This is a genomic window from Massilia orientalis, assembly GCF_030411975.2.
Lineage (GTDB): Bacteria > Pseudomonadota > Gammaproteobacteria > Burkholderiales > Burkholderiaceae_D > Telluria > Telluria orientalis.
In genome coordinates, this window is sequence record NZ_JASNRB020000018.1 from 81,312 (window position 1) to 98,241 (window position 16,930).

Annotated in this window: 15 protein-coding genes; 8 read left to right on the forward strand and 7 right to left on the reverse strand. The window is 65.7% G+C overall.

What is annotated here, in order from left to right:
• Nucleotides 1–60: 60 nt before the first annotated feature.
• On the forward strand, nucleotides 61–1,239 hold the full coding sequence (locus QPK29_RS25130; protein WP_371768889.1) for a tetratricopeptide repeat protein: 1,179 nt from the start codon (nucleotides 61–63) through the stop codon (nucleotides 1,237–1,239).
• A 49-nt stretch (nucleotides 1,240–1,288) separates the two neighbouring features.
• Here QPK29_RS25130 and infA read toward each other — a convergent pair whose 3' ends face one another.
• Nucleotides 1,289–1,552, reverse strand: coding sequence for a translation initiation factor IF-1 (gene infA / locus QPK29_RS25135; RefSeq protein ID WP_056124464.1), 264 nt, complete (start codon nucleotides 1,550–1,552; stop codon nucleotides 1,289–1,291).
• 392 nt (nucleotides 1,553–1,944) lie between these two features.
• Here infA and QPK29_RS25140 point away from each other — a divergent pair, with 392 nt between their 5' ends.
• Together QPK29_RS25140 and QPK29_RS25145 are read left to right on the forward strand one after the other, a co-directional pair.
• A complete protein-coding gene (locus QPK29_RS25140; RefSeq protein ID WP_371768888.1) occupies nucleotides 1,945–4,905 on the forward strand; it encodes an EAL domain-containing protein in 2,961 nt (986 codons plus the stop codon).
• Nucleotides 4,906–4,946: 41 nt separating this feature from the next.
• A complete protein-coding gene (locus QPK29_RS25145; protein WP_371768887.1) occupies nucleotides 4,947–5,432 on the forward strand; it encodes an RICIN domain-containing protein in 486 nt (161 codons plus the stop codon).
• 5 nt (nucleotides 5,433–5,437) lie between these two features.
• Here the strand turns inward: QPK29_RS25145 and QPK29_RS25150 are convergent, their stop codons facing one another.
• The 6 genes from QPK29_RS25150 to QPK29_RS25175 form a co-directional block, all read right to left on the reverse strand.
• Complete coding sequence (locus QPK29_RS25150; RefSeq protein ID WP_371768886.1) at nucleotides 5,438–5,929, reverse strand: DNA-deoxyinosine glycosylase; 492 nt, start codon at nucleotides 5,927–5,929, stop codon at nucleotides 5,438–5,440.
• A gap of 100 nt (nucleotides 5,930–6,029) precedes the next feature.
• Nucleotides 6,030–7,535 (reverse strand): efflux transporter outer membrane subunit, encoded by a 1,506-nt coding sequence (locus QPK29_RS25155; protein ID WP_371768885.1) that lies wholly within the window; start codon nucleotides 7,533–7,535, stop codon nucleotides 6,030–6,032.
• 1 nt (nucleotide 7,536) lies between these two features.
• Nucleotides 7,537–10,749, reverse strand: a complete 3,213-nt coding sequence (locus QPK29_RS25160; RefSeq protein ID WP_056124476.1) for an efflux RND transporter permease subunit — start codon at nucleotides 10,747–10,749, stop codon at nucleotides 7,537–7,539.
• Between the two features lie 27 nt (nucleotides 10,750–10,776).
• Nucleotides 10,777–11,988 carry an efflux RND transporter periplasmic adaptor subunit gene (locus QPK29_RS25165; RefSeq protein WP_371768884.1) on the reverse strand — a complete coding sequence of 404 codons (1,212 nt, stop codon included), beginning with the start codon at nucleotides 11,986–11,988 and terminating at the stop codon, nucleotides 10,777–10,779.
• A 159-nt stretch (nucleotides 11,989–12,147) separates the two neighbouring features.
• Nucleotides 12,148–13,008, reverse strand: coding sequence for an alpha/beta hydrolase (locus QPK29_RS25170; protein ID WP_371768883.1), 861 nt, complete (start codon nucleotides 13,006–13,008; stop codon nucleotides 12,148–12,150).
• Nucleotides 13,005–13,220: a hypothetical protein gene (locus QPK29_RS25175; protein ID WP_160409453.1), complete on the reverse strand. Its 216-nt coding sequence runs from the start codon at nucleotides 13,218–13,220 to the stop codon at nucleotides 13,005–13,007. The genes QPK29_RS25170 and QPK29_RS25175 overlap by 4 nt, the downstream gene beginning before the upstream one ends.
• Nucleotides 13,221–13,377: 157 nt before the next feature.
• Here QPK29_RS25175 and QPK29_RS25180 point away from each other — a divergent pair, with 157 nt between their 5' ends.
• The 5 genes from QPK29_RS25180 to QPK29_RS25200 are packed head-to-tail and all read left to right on the forward strand — an operon-like array spanning nucleotide 13,378 to nucleotide 16,753.
• A complete protein-coding gene (locus QPK29_RS25180; protein WP_371768882.1) occupies nucleotides 13,378–14,328 on the forward strand; it encodes a LysR family transcriptional regulator in 951 nt (316 codons plus the stop codon).
• Between the two features lie 43 nt (nucleotides 14,329–14,371).
• A complete protein-coding gene (locus QPK29_RS25185) occupies nucleotides 14,372–14,803 on the forward strand; it encodes an Mpo1 family 2-hydroxy fatty acid dioxygenase (RefSeq protein ID WP_056124490.1) in 432 nt (143 codons plus the stop codon).
• Between the two features lie 16 nt (nucleotides 14,804–14,819).
• On the forward strand, nucleotides 14,820–15,275 hold the full coding sequence (locus tag QPK29_RS25190) for an outer membrane lipoprotein (protein ID WP_036236083.1): 456 nt from the start codon (nucleotides 14,820–14,822) through the stop codon (nucleotides 15,273–15,275).
• A gap of 48 nt (nucleotides 15,276–15,323) precedes the next feature.
• Complete coding sequence (locus tag QPK29_RS25195; RefSeq protein WP_371768881.1) at nucleotides 15,324–16,265, forward strand: DMT family transporter; 942 nt, start codon at nucleotides 15,324–15,326, stop codon at nucleotides 16,263–16,265.
• Nucleotides 16,262–16,753, forward strand: a complete 492-nt coding sequence (locus QPK29_RS25200; protein WP_371768880.1) for a GNAT family N-acetyltransferase — start codon at nucleotides 16,262–16,264, stop codon at nucleotides 16,751–16,753. Before QPK29_RS25195 ends, QPK29_RS25200 begins: the two co-directional genes overlap by 4 nt.
• Nucleotides 16,754–16,930: the final 177 nt, after the last annotated feature.

Sequence of the window (16,930 nt, forward strand, 5' to 3'; positions counted from 1 at the left end):
ACCGGCAGATACTTCATTCACAAGAATGAGAATCGACGAATCGCCGGCCGAGGAGGAGACATGAAACGCCTGGCGTCCCTATTGCTCGTATTACCTTTGCTGCTGGCCGGCTGCGCCGGCACACCGCAACTGAGTGCCCCGCCCCCGCTGTTCGCCGACGCGTCGTTCAAGCCGCCGTCCGAGACCATCGGCGCACACAACCTGTTCACACTGAGCCCAGCCATGCAGGCCTACGTGCACAGTCCCGCCTTCGAAGCGCATCTGCGCAGCAAGGGGTTGGAACGGGGCCTGATCGACGCGCTGTACAGCAAGACCGACCTGAAGCTCGAATACGATTCCAGCCGCACCCGCACGGCGGCCGAAACGTACGAGGCGCGCGCCGGCAACTGCCTGTCGCTCGTCGTCATGACGGCCGCCTTCGCGCGCGAACTCGGCATGACGGTGCGCTTCCGCAGCGTGCTCGCGGACGAGACCTGGAGCCGCGACGGCGGCATCTATCTCGTGGCGTCGCACGTCAACATCGCGCTGGGCCACCGCAAGCGCAACGGCCTGCTGTACGACGAGACGTCGGAGCACGAACTGGTCGTCGATTTCCTGCCGCCGCCGGAAGCGAGCCGCTTCCATACGCGCCAGCTGGAAGAAGAGGACATCGTCGCGCTGTACCTCAACAACCGCGCCGCCGAGTCGCTCGTGCGGGGCAAGATCGACGACGCCTACTGGTGGGCACGCGCCGCGGTGGCGACCAATCCGCCGAACGCGATCGCCTACAACACGCTGGGCGTCATCTACCAGCGCCACGGCGACCTCGTCATGGCCGAACGGGCCTTGCGCACGGCCCTCGAACGCGAACCGGAAAGCCTCGTCGTGATGCAGAACCTGGGCCCCCTGCTGGCCGCGACGGGCCGCACGGCCGAAGCGGCCGAGATGGCGCGGCGCGTGGCCAGCATCGAGCCGGTCCCGCCGTTCCAGTACTTCGACAAGGGCATGGTCGCGCTCAAGGCAGGCGACTACGACGCCGCGCGCAAGCTGTTCGAACGCGAAGTCAAGCGCGCGCCCTACTACGACGAGTTCCACTTCTGGCTGGCGGTGACGCTGCTGCAGCTGGGCGAGGCAAAAGAAGCGCGCGAACAGCTCGCGCTGGCGATCGACACGAGCACGAAGTCGGACAATCGCCAGCTGTACTCGGCCAAGCTGGCGCACCTGAAACGCCAGAGCGCGAACAGCGTCCGCATCTACTAGAACGAAAAACGGCCGCGTCGGCGGCCGTTGTATCGCTGTCGCCCGCCGATCAACGGCGGCGCTGGCGCGCGGCCGACGGCGCGGGGGTGCCGCGGGTTTCGAGATGGCGGAACACGATGCGGCCCTTGTTCAGGTCATACGGCGACATCTCCAGCGTGACGCGGTCGCCGGCGATGATACGGATGTGGTTCTTCTTCATCCGGCCGGACGTGTACGCGACCAGCTGGTGACCGTTCTCGAGGTCCACGCGGAAACGCATCTCCGGCAGCACTTCGGTGACCTTGCCATTCATTTCGATCAGATCTTCTTTCATGGATTTCCTTTCAATGTGATCCCTGCCCCTCCGTATGGCACGCGCCCGGGATGGCGAAACGGCCATCGCAGCGTCATCCTCGGGACGCTGGTCACGCATTGCCTGCTGGGGTCGGGAAAAGCGGCGCCGGCTTGGTTCGTGGCGCCGTGAATGGGGATGGCACCGATATGGGGACGTTGCTGCGAAAAAAAAGGGGGGACACTTCCAGCTTTTGTTGCCACGAAGCCATAATCTTGTAAAGTTTCCCAATATCCATGCTAAGCTTTCAATCAAAAAATATCGGGTCAGCAGACTAAGCCTCGACCGACACAAGACAGATAACCGCCGTGCTGCCAGGGCCGGCACCGGCACGCAGCCGAGGCACAGCGTGCGGAGGGAACTCAATGGGCTTGATGGCTTCCATCTCGCCGGGAAGCGTCTTGCGCCGCCGGCTCGTGCTGGTGTGCGCGCTGCTGGCATACGCGTTGCACGCCGACGGCAGGACCCTGCACGTCGTTACCGACAACAACTATCCACCTTATCTTTTCCTGGATAGCAACGGGCGCCCCGAGGGATATATCGTCGACCTCTGGCACCTGTGGGAACAAAAGACAGGCGTCCACGTCGACCTGCAGCCCATGCAGTGGAGCAACGCACTCCAGACGATGCAGGACCGCCGCGCCGACGTAATCGACATGATTTTCCGGACCCCGGGGCGCGATGCGCTCTACGATTTCTCCCGGCCGTACGACACGCAGACGGTCGGCATCTATGTCGATCCGTCGATTTCAGGCATCCATGACGTGCAGTCGCTGAACGGCTTCCTGGTCGGCGTGCAGCGCGGCGATGCCTGCGCCGAACAATTGGCCAGGCAAGGCATCACGAACCAGGTCGCCTACCCCGGCTACGTCGCCATCCTGGATGCCGTCCGCGCCGGCGACATCAAGATCTTTTGCATGGACGACAGTCCGGCAAACTACTATCTCTATCTCTACCGCGACCAGAAGAAGTTCGCCAAAACCTTTACGCTGTATTCGGGACAGTTTCGCTGGGCCGTCGCCAAGGGCGACAAGGCGACCTTCGATCTCGTCGAGCAAGGCATGGCGCGCATCACGCCGGCGGAGCGCGAGGCGCTGCGGCACAAGTGGTTCAACCAGCCGATACAGTTCCGGCCCTATCTGCGCATCCTTGCGTTCGTGATCCTCGGCGCGCTCTCGGCGCTGGCCGCCACCCTGCTGTGGATCCGGTTCCTGCGCCGCGCCGTCCATGCGCGCACCGCCGAGATCCAGCGGACCGCCCGCGCGCTCATGGTCGAGCAAGCCCAGCTCCGCACGCTGGTCGAAAACAGCCCCGATGCCATGGCGCTGAAAGACAGGAACAACGTCTACGTCCACTGCAATGCCGGCGCCCAGTCCCTGCTCGGCCTGCCGGAGGACAGGATCATCGGGCGCACCGACGACGACCTGTTCGCGGACAAGGCGTTCGCCGCGTTCAGCAAGGAAAGCGACGAGCAGGTCCTGCGCACGGGCCAGACGCACAGGTACGAGGAAGCGATCGCTGCGCCGGACGGCACCCTGCGCGACCTGGAAGTGATCAAGGTGCCGATCCGGGCGGACGACGGCGAGACCGCGGGTGTCCTTGCCGTCGCGCGCGACATCACCGAACGCCGCCGCGCCGAGCGCGAACTGCGCGTCGCCTCGGTCGCCTTCGAAAGCCAGGATGGCATGCTGATCACCGATGCCCAGGGACACATCGAGCGCGTCAACGCCGCGTTCACCCGCATCAGCGGCTACGCAGCCCTGGAAGCCATCGGCCAGAGTCCGCGGCTCCTGCGCTCCGGATTGCACGAGGACGGTTTTTACCACGCCATGTGGTCGACGCTGACGGCGACCGGGTACTGGACCGGCGAGGTGATCAACCGTCACCGCGACGGCAGCCTGTACACGGCGCGGCTCTCGATCACGGCGGTACCGGACGCGCAGGGCCGGACGATCCACTATGTCGGCAACCTGCAGGACATCACGGCGGAAAAACAGGCCCGTGCCCTTGCCGAGCGCCTCAAGTCGTTCGATCACCTGACCGACCTGCCGAATCGCTTCCTGCTCGCAGACCGCATGGCCCATGCCATGGCCGGTGCCGGCAGCGCCCGGGAGTTCGGCGCCGTCATGATGGTGAACCTCGACCACTTCCAGAAGCTGAACGACTCCCTTGGCCATGCCGTGGGTGACCAGTTGCTCGTGGAAGTGGCGCGCCGCATCCGTTCGATCCAGCGCGACGACGATACGCTGGGCCGGTTCAGCGGCGACAGCTTCGTGCTGCTGACCGAACGCCTCGGCACGGACAGGAACACGGCGGCGGCCCGCGCGCTGCTTGCCGCCGACGCCATCAGGACGGCGATCGCCGAGCCGATGATGCTCGACGGCCACCGGCTGACCTGCACCGGCTCGCTCGGCGTCACGTTGTTTCGCGACGGCGCGGACAGCCCCGACGCCCTGCTCTGCCAGGCCGAGCTGGCGCTGTACAAGAGCAAGCAGAGCGGACGGAACACGGTGCGTGTCTTCGAGGACGAGATGCAGGCCGAGCTCGACGACCGCAACTGGCTCGAGAAAGCGTTGCGCGACGCCCTCCGCGACGACGCGCTGACGCTGCATTACCAGGTCCAGGTCGATGCCTGCGGGCGTCCGATCGGGGCCGAGGCGCTGCTGCGCTGGACGCACCCCGAACGCGGCGCCCTTTCTCCCGCCGCGTTCATTCCGCTGGCCGAGGAGACCGGGCTGATCGGACCGATCGGGCGCTGGGTGCTCGCCACGGCCTGCCGTCAGCTCGCCGCATGGGCGCGTCACGAGGCCATGCGTGGCCTGACCCTCGCCGTGAACATCAGTGCGCGCCAGTTCGAGTCGGAAAGCTTCGTCGACGACATCCTCGCCGAAGTCAGGCGGTCGGGGGCGCCCGTGGACAAGCTGAAGCTCGAGGTCACGGAAAGCCTGGCATTCGGCGACCTCGACGCGTCGATCCGCAAGCTGCACGTCCTCCGGGCCAACGGCTTCAGCATCTCGCTCGACGACTTCGGCACCGGCAATTCCTCGCTCAACTACCTGACCAAGCTGCCGCTCACGCAGCTCAAGATCGACAAGTCGTTCGTCGACGAGCTGCCGGCCAGCCATCGCGACGCGATGGTGGCCCAGACGATCATCGCCATGGGGCGGGGCCTGGGACTGGACGTGATCGCCGAAGGCGTGGAGACGGCCGCGCAACGCGATTTTCTCGTCGCGCACGGATGCCATTCCTTCCAGGGCTATTTGTTCGGCAGGCCGCTGCCGGTACGCGAATTCGAGGCGCAGGTGCTGGCCGCGCTGGTCGCGGCGGAGGCATAGCGCCCGCCGCGCCAACCGATTTATCCACCCAAGAGAAGACAATGCGACGACTGCTCCCCCTCCTGTTCGCTGCCGTTTCCCAAGCCGCCAGCGCCAACCCGCCCGCCGTGACCCTGCACACGGAATTCACGGGGCGTAATCACTGCCTCGATATCGTCAACGCGGATAACCGCGACCAGTTGCACATGGCCCGCTGCGGGCGCTATTCAGGCCAGATGTGGGAGATTGCGCCCGACGCCGAGAACAGCTTCGTGCGCCTGCGGACGCGCTTTGCCGGCGCGGACATGTGCCTGGACGTGGTCAACGACGGCACCAACGACCAGGTGCACATGGCGTCCTGCGCCAACGTGACGGGCCAGCTGTGGCACATGGACCAGACCGGCCCCGGCCCGGGGCTGCGTTTGTGGAACCAGTTCACGGGCCCGGGCAAGTGCCTGGACATCGTCAACGATGGCAGCGGCCGCGTGCAGCTTGCGTCATGCGGCCATTATTCGGGCCAGTACTGGAGCAGGCGCGGTTTTCGCTGACCGGTTCAATCGCGAAGCAACCGCCTCCAGCTTGCCAGCTTCTGCTCGAACGTCAGCGCCATGTGCGCCGGCGACGATGACGGCAGCACGACGGTCCGATACCCTTGCTCCGCGAACTGCGGCGCGAACCTGCCCGACGTCTGCCCATTGAACCCGACCGTTTCCAGTTCGGGACACAACCGGTGCAAGCGCTCGAAGTCATTGGCTGCCGGATTGCGGATCGCGGAATCGAGACTGCCTTCGCGCTCGCACGCGGCCAATACGTCCCACAGGCCGAAGCGGTGCGCGACGAGGCGCGGCAGGCGGTCCGCATACGGCAGTGAATAGAGATCCTCGCCGACCAGCGCGCCGACCAGTTTCCAGAACTGGTTACGAGGATGCGCGTAATACTGCTGGGCCGCGAGCGATGCGGCGCCCGGAAAGCTGCCCAGGACGAGGATGCGCGTGTCGGGGGCAATGACGGGCGCGAGGCCGGTGAGCGGGGAAGAATCGGTCATGGCGCGATTCTAGCCCGCGCACGAAAAAAGCGGCGATACGCTCACACGTACCGCCGCAAAGGGCATTACCGGAATCACAGTAAGGCCAGGGACTTCGTCTTCAGTTGCGCGCCTGCGCGGTATCGTCCGCGCGGGTAGTGGCATCCCAGCCGCCACCCAGAGCGCGGATCAGCGCCACGGTGGTGATCGCACGGTCGCCGCGCAGCTGCACGGCGTTGCGCTCGACGTTCGCCAGGTTGCGCTGCGCGTCCAGCAGTTCGAGGTAGCTGCCGCGACCCGCGTCGTACAGCTTCTGCGCCAGGTCGGCCGAGCGGCGGGCGGAGATCACGCCCGCCTCGATCTCGGCGCTCTGTCCGGCCAGGATGCGCAGGCCGGCCAGGTTGTCCTCGACCTCGGCGAAGGCCGTCAGGACGCTCTGGCGATAGGAGCCTACCGCTTCTTCCAGCGCGGCCTCGCTGCGCACGACATTGTTGCGGTTGCGGCCACCGTCGATCAGCGGCATCGACAGCGCGGCGCCCAGCAGCCACGAACGGCTGCTCCACTTGAACACCTCGGCGAAGCTCGTGCCGACGCCGCCGGCGCCTGCCGACAGGTTCAGCGCCGGGAACATCGCGGAGCGGGCCACGCCGATGCGGGCGTTCGCCGCTTCCATCGAGCGCTGGGCGCTGGCGATGTCGGGACGGCGCTCCAGCAGCGTGGACGGCAGGCCGGCCGGAATCACCGGCAGCGCGGCGACATCCGACAGCGGCGCCGACGGTGCGGTGAAGTTCGACGCCGGCTTGCCCAGCAGGACGGCCAGCGCGTGTTCCGCCGCGGCGCGCTGGCGCTGCAGGCCGATCGCTTCCGAACGCGCCGTCGCCAGTTCCGTCTTTGCCCGCGACAGGTCGAATTCGCCGATGTCGCCGGCGTCGAAGCGGCGGCCCGTCACGCGCACACTCTCTTCGCGCAGCTGCACCGTGTGGTTGACGGTCGCGATTTCCGCATCCAGAGAACGGAGGCGGAAATAGGTCTGCGCCACGTCGGCCTGCAGCGACAGCAGCACGGAGCGGTACGTCGCTTCCACCGCGCCGGCGTCGCCGCGGGCGGCCGCCACGTTGGACGACACGCGGCCGAACAGGTCGACTTCGTAGCTGGCCGACAGCCGCGCGCTATAGACGTTCGCCGGCGCGACGGGAGAACCCTTCGGCAGCGACGCTTCCAGCGGCGACAGGCGTTCACGCTGCGCGCCGACACCGACGCCGACCTGCGGGATGCGGTCCGCTTCGGCGATGCCCGCGATGGCGCGGGCCTGCTTCACGCGGGCGGCGGCCACCGTCAGGCTCTGGTTGTTGGCCGCTGCTTCCGCGATGAGGCCATTCAGCGTCTCGTCGTGGAAGGCGCGCCACCATTCGCCGCGCGGCTGGGCTTCGGCCGGACGGCCGACCGTCCACGTGGTGCCGTCGGCGGCGCTGCGCACGTCATTGGCTGCGCCGGCAGGCACCGTTTGCGACTCCTTGAACGCCGTCGGCGTCGTGATCGCCGGTTGCTTGAATTCCGGGGCGGCGCACGCCGTCAGCAGCAGGGCCGCCATCAGCGGGGCCACGCCCCTTGCAATCATCGTTTTCATATCAGTTTCCTTCCAGGGCCGGTGCGTGGTCGCCATCGACGACGGTATTCGGCGCCGTGTCGTGGGCGTGGGCATGCTTCGGCTTCTCGAAACGCTTGGCCAGCGTGCGCAGCAGGACGTAGAACACCGGCGTCAGGAACAGGCCGAAGAACGTCACGCCCAGCATGCCGGCGAACACGGCGACGCCCATCGCGTGGCGCATCTCGGCACCTGCGCCGTGCGACAGCACCAGCGGCACCACGCCCATGATGAATGCGATCGACGTCATCAGGATCGGACGCAGACGCAGGCGGCAAGCTTCCAGCGCGGCGGCCACGATGCTGCGGCCATGGTGTTCCAGCTCCAGCGCGAATTCCACGATCAGGATCGCGTTCTTCGACGCGAGACCCACCAGCACGAACAGGGCGATCTGCGTGAACACGTTGTTGTCGCCGCCGGTGAGCTTGACGCCGATGAGGGCGCACAGGATCGACATCGGCACGATCAGGATCACGGCCAGCGGCAGCGTCCAGCTTTCGTACTGCGCGGCGAGCACGAGGAACACGAGCAGCACGCACAGCGGGAACACGTACAGCATGGTGTTACCGGCCAGGATGTCCTGGTACGTGAGGTCCGTCCATTCGTACGAGATTCCTTTCGGCAGCGTGGCCTTGACGATTTCTTCCATCGCGGCCTGCGCCTGGCCCGACGACACGCCCGGTGCCGGACCGCCATTCAGCTCGGCGGCGACGTAGCCGTTGTAGCGCTGCACGCGATCCGGACCATACGTGTCCTTGACCTTCATGAGCGAGGACAACGGGATCATCTCGCCCTTGTCGCTGCGGACCTTCAGCTGCGCGATCTGCTCGCGCTGCGAACGGAACGGCGCATCCGCCTGCACGCGCACCTGGTACGTGCGGCCGAACTGGTTGAAGTCGTTCACGTACAGCGAACCGAGGTTGATCTGCAAGGTCTGGTTGATCTCGGCCAGCGGCACGCCCAGTTGCTTCGCTTTCACGCGGTCGACGTCGGCGAACAGCTGCGGCACGTTGATCTGGTAGCCGGAGAACACGCCTTGCAGGCGCTTGTCGGTCCACGCCTTGGCCTGGACGGCCTGCACGGCTTTATACAGCTCGTCGTAGCCGACGCCGGCGCGGTCTTCGATCATCATCTTGAAGCCGCCCGTCGTGCCCAGGCCGTTCACCGGCGGGGGCGACAGCACCATCACGAACGCGTCTTCGATGGCGCCCATGCGCTTGTTGATCTCGGCGGCGATCGCGTCGGCGCTCTGCTCCTTGCCTTTACGTTCGTCGAACGGTTTCAGCGTGGTGAACACGATGCCGGCGTTCGGCGCGTTGGTGAAGCCGTTGATCGACAGGCCCGGGAACGCGACCGACGATTCCACGCCCGGGATCTGCTTGGCCACGTCCGACATCTTGCGGATGACGGCGTCCGTGCGGTCCAGCGAGGCGGCATCCGGCAGTTGCGCGAAGCCGATCAGGTAAGCCTTGTCCTGCGCCGGCACGAAGCCGGGCGGCACGGCCTTGAACATGAAGACGCCGGCGATGGCGAGCAGCACGTACACGCCCAGCGCGGCACTCTTGCGCTTCAGGACGCCCTTCACGCCGCCTTCATAGGCATGCGACGAGCGGCCGAAGAAGCGGTTGAAGCCGGCGAAGAAGCGGCCGAACACGGCGTCCATCATGCGGGTCAGGCGGTCCTTCGGTGCGTGGTGCGACTGCAGCAGCGCGGCCGACAGGGCCGGGGCCAGGGTCAGCGACGAGAACGCGGAGATCACGGTCGAGATGGCGATGGTCAGCGCGAACTGGCGGTAGAACTGGCCGGTCAGGCCCGACACGAACGCGATCGGGATGAACACGGCGCACAGCACGAGGGCGATCGCGATGATCGGGCCGGAGACTTCCTTCATCGCCTGCACGGTCGCGTCGTGCGGATTCAGGCCGTTCGCGATGTTGCGCTCGACGTTCTCCACCACGACGATCGCGTCGTCGACCACGATACCGATGGCGAGCACGAGGCCGAACAGCGACAGCGTGTTGATCGAGAAGCCGCAGGCGAGCATCACCGCGAACGTGCCGACGACGGACACCGGCACGGCCAGCAGCGGGATCACCGAGGCGCGCCACGTCTGCAGGAACACGATGACGACGATGGCCACCAGGATCACGGCTTCGATCAGCGTGTGGATCACGGAGTCGATCGACTCACGCACGAATTGGGTCGGGTCGTACACAATGCTGTATTCGACGCCTTCCGGGAAATCTTTCGACAGCTCCTTCATCTTGGCGCGCACGTCGGACGACAGTTGCAGCGCGTTGGCGTTCGGCGCCTGGAAGATGGGGATCGCGACGGCCGACTGGTTGTCCAGCAGCGCGCGCAGGGCGTACGAGTTCGAGCCCATTTCGAGGCGCGCGACGTCCTTCAGCAAGGTGGTCGCGCCGTCGGCATTGGTCTTGATGACGATGTTGCCGAACTCCTCGACCGACTGCAGGCGGCCCTGCGTGTTGACGGTCAGCTGGAAGTCCGCGCCTTTCGACGGGCCCTGGCCGACGACGCCGGCCGCCACCTGCACGTTCTGCTCGCGGATCGCGTTCACGACGTCGCTGGCGGTCAGGTTGCGTGCCGCGACCTTCTGCGGATCGAGCCAGACGCGCATCGCGTAGTCGCCCGAACCGAACAGCTGGACTTCGCCCATGCCGTTGATGCGCGCGAGTTCGTCCTTGACGTTCAAGGTGGCGTAGTTGCGCAGATAGAGGTCGTCATAACGGCCATCCGGCGAGCGCAGGTGGACCACCATCGTGATGTTGGGCGAGCTCTTGACGGTCGTGACGCCGATCTGGCGCACCTCGTCCGGCAGGCGCGGGAGCGCGCGCTGGACGCGGTTCTGCACGGCCGTCTCGGCCTGCTCCACGTTGGTGCCGATCTTGAAGGTCACCGTCAGCATCAGCGCGCCGTCGGAGGTGTTCTGCGACGTCATGTACAGCATGTTTTCGACGCCGTTGATTTCCTGCTCCAGCGGCGTCGCGACGGTTTCCGCGATCACCTTCGGGTTGGCGCCCGGGTACTGGGCGCGCACCACCACGGAGGGCGGCACGACGTCCGGGTATTCGGAGATCGGCAACTCGAAGATCGAGATGAGGCCGGCCACGAAGACCAGCACCGACAGCACGGCCGCGAAGATCGGCTTGTCGACGAAAAAGCGTGAGATGTTCATTGTTGTTGTCCCTCGATTCCTATGGGATTACTTCGTGTCCGCCATGGCCAGCTTCGCGTCCTTGGCGGGCGCTTTCGCAGGCGCGAGCGACGCGACCATCGGCACCACCTGCGCCGTGATGGGCGCACCCGGATGCACGCGCTGCAGGCCGTTGACGACGATCTTCTCGCCCGGCTTCAGGCCGGCGCGCACCACGCGCAGGCCGTCGACGACGGGGCCGAGCTTCACTTCGCGGTACTCGGCCTTGCCGTCCGCGCCCACGACGAACACGAACTTGTGGCTCTGGTCCGTGCCGATGGCGCGGTCCGTGATCAGCAGCGCGGGCTTGGCGTCGCCGCCGCCGATCTGCACACGGGCGAACAGGCCGGGCGCCATGCTGCGGTCCTTGTTCTCGAACGTGGCACGCATGCGCACGGAGCCGGTCTGCGAGTCGAGCTGGTTGTCGACGAATTCCAGCTTGCCCTCGTGCGGGTAGCCTTCTTCGTTGACGAGGCCCACCTTCACCGGCACCGACTGGCCGTCGTGCGCCTGCTTGGCGACGCGCAGATAGGTCTCTTCGTCGCCGTCGAAGCTGGCGTAGATGCGGTCCAGCGACACGACGGACGTCAGCACGGCCGATGCATCGACCAGGTTGCCGAGGGTGATCTCGGCCTTCGACACGCGGCCGTCGATGGGCGCGACGACGCGGGTGTACGACAGGTTCAGGCGCGCGGCGTCGGCCTGCGCTTCGGCGGCGCGGGCGGACGCGTCCAGTTCCTTCTGGCTCGACAGGCTCGCATCGTATTCGCGCTGCGCGATCGCCTTGTCGCCCAGCAGGCGCTCGGCGCGCGCCAGTTCCGTGCGGGCCAGGTCGGCCTTGGCGCGGGCCGATTTCGCGGAAGCGATGGCGCGCTCGGCTTCGGCCTGGTACGGACGCGGATCGATCACGAACAGCACGTCGCCCTTTTTCACTTCCGCACCCGGCTTGAAGTTGACGGCGGTGATGTAGCCCGACACGCGCGGACGGATCTCGACGCGCTCGATGGCTTCAAGGCGGCCCGAGAATTCCTGCGTTTCGGCGACCGGCTTTTCGAGCACGGCGGCCGCCGACACGGGCGGACCTGCCTGCGCCTGGGTTTGCGCCTCGGCTGCCTTGCCGGTCGCGTCGGAGCATCCGGCGATCAGGGCGGCGACGCCGGCTGCGCCCAGCGCCAGCACGACGGGTCGCACGGCCATCTGGAATTGTTGAATCGTTTTCATGGTTAGCCCTCCGGTTATTAACTAGCTTTTAATGATTGGACGAAAACGGTCCTTTCCAGGCTTTTGCAGGAAAAGACAGGTCTTCCGTGCCTCGCAGGCACGTTTTATCGTTGGTGGTAAAGTAATTGATCCGGGGGATCAATTACGTGAACTGCGGCGTTAGCTACTGGCCGGTTCGTCTTCCTCGTCGAGTCCGGCAATGAAGTTGGCAATCTCGCTCAACGCGTGGCCCCGACAGGCACACGTGTCGCGCGCATTCGGTTCCTGCAGGGCTTGCGCCGCCTGCAGGCGTCTGACCGTCGTCGGCACGCCCGACTGGATCAGCTTGCCGCCGTAGGCTTCCGCTTCGTCGCGCAGCGGGTCGTCCTCGATCGACAGGATCAAGGCCGGCGGCAGGTTCTTCAAACGGCTCGACTGCAGCGGCGATGCATACGGATGGCTGCGGTCGGCCGCGTGCGGCAGGTAGCCCCGGTAGGCGGCGGCGCATTCGTCGAACACCTTCGCCTTGTCGGGACAGGTCGGCATCTCGCGCATCGAGCAGGTCGAGAGGCCCGGGTCCAGCATCGGCATCAAGAGGATCTGGCCAGCCAGCCGCGGCGCACCCCGGTCGCGCGCCATCAGGGTGCACACGGCGGCGAGGTTCGCGCCCGCCTCGATGCCCGCGACCAGCATGCGCTTGCCGGTCCAGCCGAGCTTCGTCTTGTTCTTCTTTGCCCACAGCAGCACGGCATGCGCATCTTCCGCGGCGGCCGGGAACGGCTTCACCGTCGCCAGCGTATAGGTCGACGACAGCACGACCGGATAGCCGCTCGCCTCGGACAGGTGGCGCAGGAACGGATCGGCATCTTCCAGGTCGCCGTCGACGAAGCCGCCGCCATGGAAGAACACGATCAGCACATCGCGCTTGCCGTCGACGGCAGCCTTGTACAGGCGGGCCGCCAGCGGTCCTTCCGCGCCCACGACCTGCAAGTCACGTACCGCCAGCGTATGGCCGTCGTCCGGCTTGCGCGCTGCGCTCATCGATTTACCTCATTGGACGCCACCAGCACGGCCGGGATCGCGGTCGCATCGCATTGTTCGCCCGTGGCGACGACGTGGAACAACGCATCGTATCCGCGTGCCTCGGCACCGGCCGCATGCGCGTACTCGTCGGTGAGTACCGTGCCTGCCATGGCCACGACGCCGAGTATCAGCCCGAACACTGCCGCGATTCCATCGCGATGCGCTTTCATGATCCTCTCCTTGGGTGTGTCAAATATCGAAACTATCAGCTACCGTACCGACACTATAAACTTCGACTAGAATCTAATAAATAGCTCAATTGCGAATCCATTGTTCAGATTTTTGAACAATCACGCATTCTCACCGCTTATATGATGCCGATCTAGTATGAACAAGTTACAAGCGATGGAAGTTTTCGTGCAGGTCGTGGACGCCGGCAGCTTCACCCGGGCGGCCGAGATGATGAACCTGCCCAAGGCGACGGTGTCGACACTCGTGCAGGCGCTCGAGGGGGCACTGTCGGCCAAGCTGCTGCACCGGACCACGCGCCAGGTGACGGTGACGACGGACGGTGCCGCATATTACGAGCGCTGCCTGCGCATCCTGTCCGACGTGCGCGACGCCGAGGAATCGCTGTCGCGCACGCGCCTGTCGCCCAGCGGCCGGCTGCGCGTCGATTCGCCGACGGGGCTGTCGAGCGAGATCCTCGTGCCCGCCCTGCCCGACTTCTTCGAGCGCTATCCCGACATCATGTTGGAACTGGGCAGTTCCGACCGTCCCGTGGACCTGGTCGAGGAAGGCGTCGACTGCGCGGTGCGCGGCGGCGCCCTGGGCGACACGAGCCTGATCGCGCGGCGCGTGGGCGTCGTCAACTTCCTGACGGCGGCGTCGCCCGCCTACATCGCGCGCCACGGCATGCCCCAGCACCCGCGCGACCTCGACCGGCACCGCTGCGTGAATTATTTCTCGGCCAAGACGGGCAAGATCTACGACTGGGACTTCAACCGCGGCGACGAACGGATCGAAGTGCCCATGCGCGGCGTGATCGCGCTGAACGATTCCAACGCCTACGTGGAAGCGGGGCTGGCGGGCCTCGGCATCATCCAGATGACGGACTACCTGCTCGACAAGCACGTGGCGACGGGGCGCATGGTGCAGGTGCTGGCGGACTGGCGCAGCGATCCGCTGCCGATCCACGTCGTGTATCCGCAGAACCGCCACCTGTCCGCGAAGGTGCGCGTGTTCGTCGAATGGGTGGCCGAGCTGTTCGCCGCGAATCCGTACATGCACATGGGCGCGGTGCCAAGAGTCCCTGCGCCTGTCCCGGCCGCGGCGTAATCACGGGTGTAGAATCGAAAGCACCACAGGACAGGAGACCACGATGCCCCGGACCATCGACGTGCTGCTCGACCAGTACAGCGACAGCCACCGCAATCCGACCAACGAGCTGATCCATATTGTGTGCGTGCCCGTGATCGTGTTCACCCTGCTGGGCATCCTGTGGAGCATCCACCCGGCCGTCGCCGTCGTCGCGGTGCTTGCGGCACTCGTGTATTACTTCCGGCTGTCGCCGCCGTTCGCATTCGGCATGCTGTTGATGAGCGCCGTGATGCTGGCGCTGCTCGCGCTGATGCCGCCGTTCACCGTGCTGCCGCTGTCGATCGCGATCTTCGTCGTCGCGTGGATCGGCCAATTCATCGGGCACAAGATCGAGGGCAAGAAACCGTCGTTCTTCGACGACGTGCGCTTCCTGCTGATCGGTCCGCTGTTCGTGCTTGGTTTTTTGTATCGCCGCCTCCATGTCGCTTATTAATTGCTTTGGAGTAAACATGAAACGCATCGCCATCCTCGCCCTCGTCCCGCTGACCGCCCTGCTTGCCGCGTGCGCGGGTCCGTCGAACTCGGGCAGCGTCTACAGCAGCTACCAGACGATGAATGAACAATCGGTGCGCATGGGCACCGTGGAATCCGTCCGCAACGTGACGATCGCGAATCCGGAATCCGGCGTCGGCACGATGGCCGGCGCCGCGCTGGGCGGCCTGGGCGGTTCGCAGGTCGGCGGCGGCAACGGCTCGGCCGCGGTCGGCATCCTGGGCGCCGTCGCGGGCGGCATCATCGGCAACCGCGTCGAGAACCAGGCCAACAACCGGCCGGGGTTTGAAATTACCGTCAAGCTCGACAACGGCGAACTGCGTTCCATCACGCAGGCGGCCGACGAGATGTTCAGGCCGGGCGAGCGCGTACGTTTGCTCAGCAACGGATACACGACGCGCGTGACGCACTAACATTTACCACCGGCCACAACAGAAGAGGGATCGCGATATACTTTCGCGATGCCCTCCTACGTCCTCTTCACCATTGCCTCCCTGATCTGGGGATCGACATTCTTCGCGATCACGCTCGAGCTGGGTGAAGTCCCGCCCGCGGTGTCGGTCGTCTACCGGTTCGCGCTCGCGTCGCTGACCTTGTTCGCGGTCTGCCTGCTGCGCGGCGACAGGCTGCGGCTGCCCTGGCGCGTCCAGCGCTGGACCCTGCTGCAAGGCTTTTTTACTTTTTGCGTGTCGTACGTCTGCACGTACAACGCCGAACAATATGTCGTGTCGGCGCTCGTCGCCGTGCTGTTCGCGCTGATGGTGTTCTGGACGCCGATCTGTGCCCGCATCGCGTTCGGCACCCCGATCCCGCGCCGCACATGGGGCGCCGGCGCGGCGGCCATCGCCGGTGTCTCGCTGCTGTTCTGGCATGCGATCGGCACCGAGCTGCGCCACCTGGGCCAGGGCGGGCAAGGCCATTTCACCCTCGGCCTCGTGCTCGGCATCGCGGCGTCGATCGCCAGCTCGGCGGGCAGCATCGTCGTGGGCAAGGTGCGCGAGGAATCGAACAACCTGGTGCTGACGACGGGCTGGTCGATGTTCTGGGGCACGTGCATGGTCGCCGCATGGTGCCTCGCGACGGGCCAGGCCTTCATCATCCCGCGCACGGCCAGCTACGTGCTGGGCCTGCTGCACCTGTCCATCTTCGGCTCGGTCGTCGCGTTCATCTGCTACTTCACGCTGATCAACCGCATCGGCTCGAACAAGGCCGTGTACATCGGCGTGATCACGCCCGTGATCTCCGTGCTGCTGTCGATCAAGCTCGAACACTACCGCCCCGGCCTCACCGAATGGCTGGGCATGGCCGTGTGCCTGGGCAGTGTCGCCTGGGCCCTGCGCGCGCCCGCGGCCAAACCAGCCGTATCCGTCAACCTCAACGATTGCATCGAAACGACGCCATGACTCTTGATACCACCTTCGCGATCCGCCCCGCCACCCCGGCCGACGTCCCTCACATCCAATCGATGATCGTCGAGCTGGCCGTGTTCGAAAAGCTCGAGCACCTTGTCGTGGCGACGGAAGAGAAATTGCACGAAGGCCTGTTCGGCCCGCAGCCGGCCTGCGAAGCCATCGTCGGCGAAGCGGATGGCGACGTCGTCACGTTCGCCCTGTTCTTCCACAATTTCTCGACGTTCCTCACCAAGCGTGGGCTGTATCTGGAAGACCTGTACGTGCGGCAATCGCATCGCGGCAAGGGTTACGGCAGCCGCATGCTGAAGCACCTGGCGCGCCTGGCCGTCGATCGCGGCTGCGGCCGCTTCGAATGGTCGGTGCTGGACTGGAACACGCCGGCAATCAATTTCTACCAATCGATGGGCGCCGAGGTCATGCCGGACTGGCGCATCTGCCGCGTGACGGGCGCGCCGCTGGAAGCGCTGGCCCAAGGCTGATTCTGGCAAGAAAAAACCCGCGGGCTGTTCGCAGCGCCGCGGGTGAACCCATTCGTCGATGGGGAGGGGAGACTTGAATCCAACGGCTTCAATATAGTCTCCCGACCGCGGCATTTGCAGATTCCTTACAAATGCTTACCTCGGTAACAGAAAGCTGGAGTTTGTGGGCCGGACGCG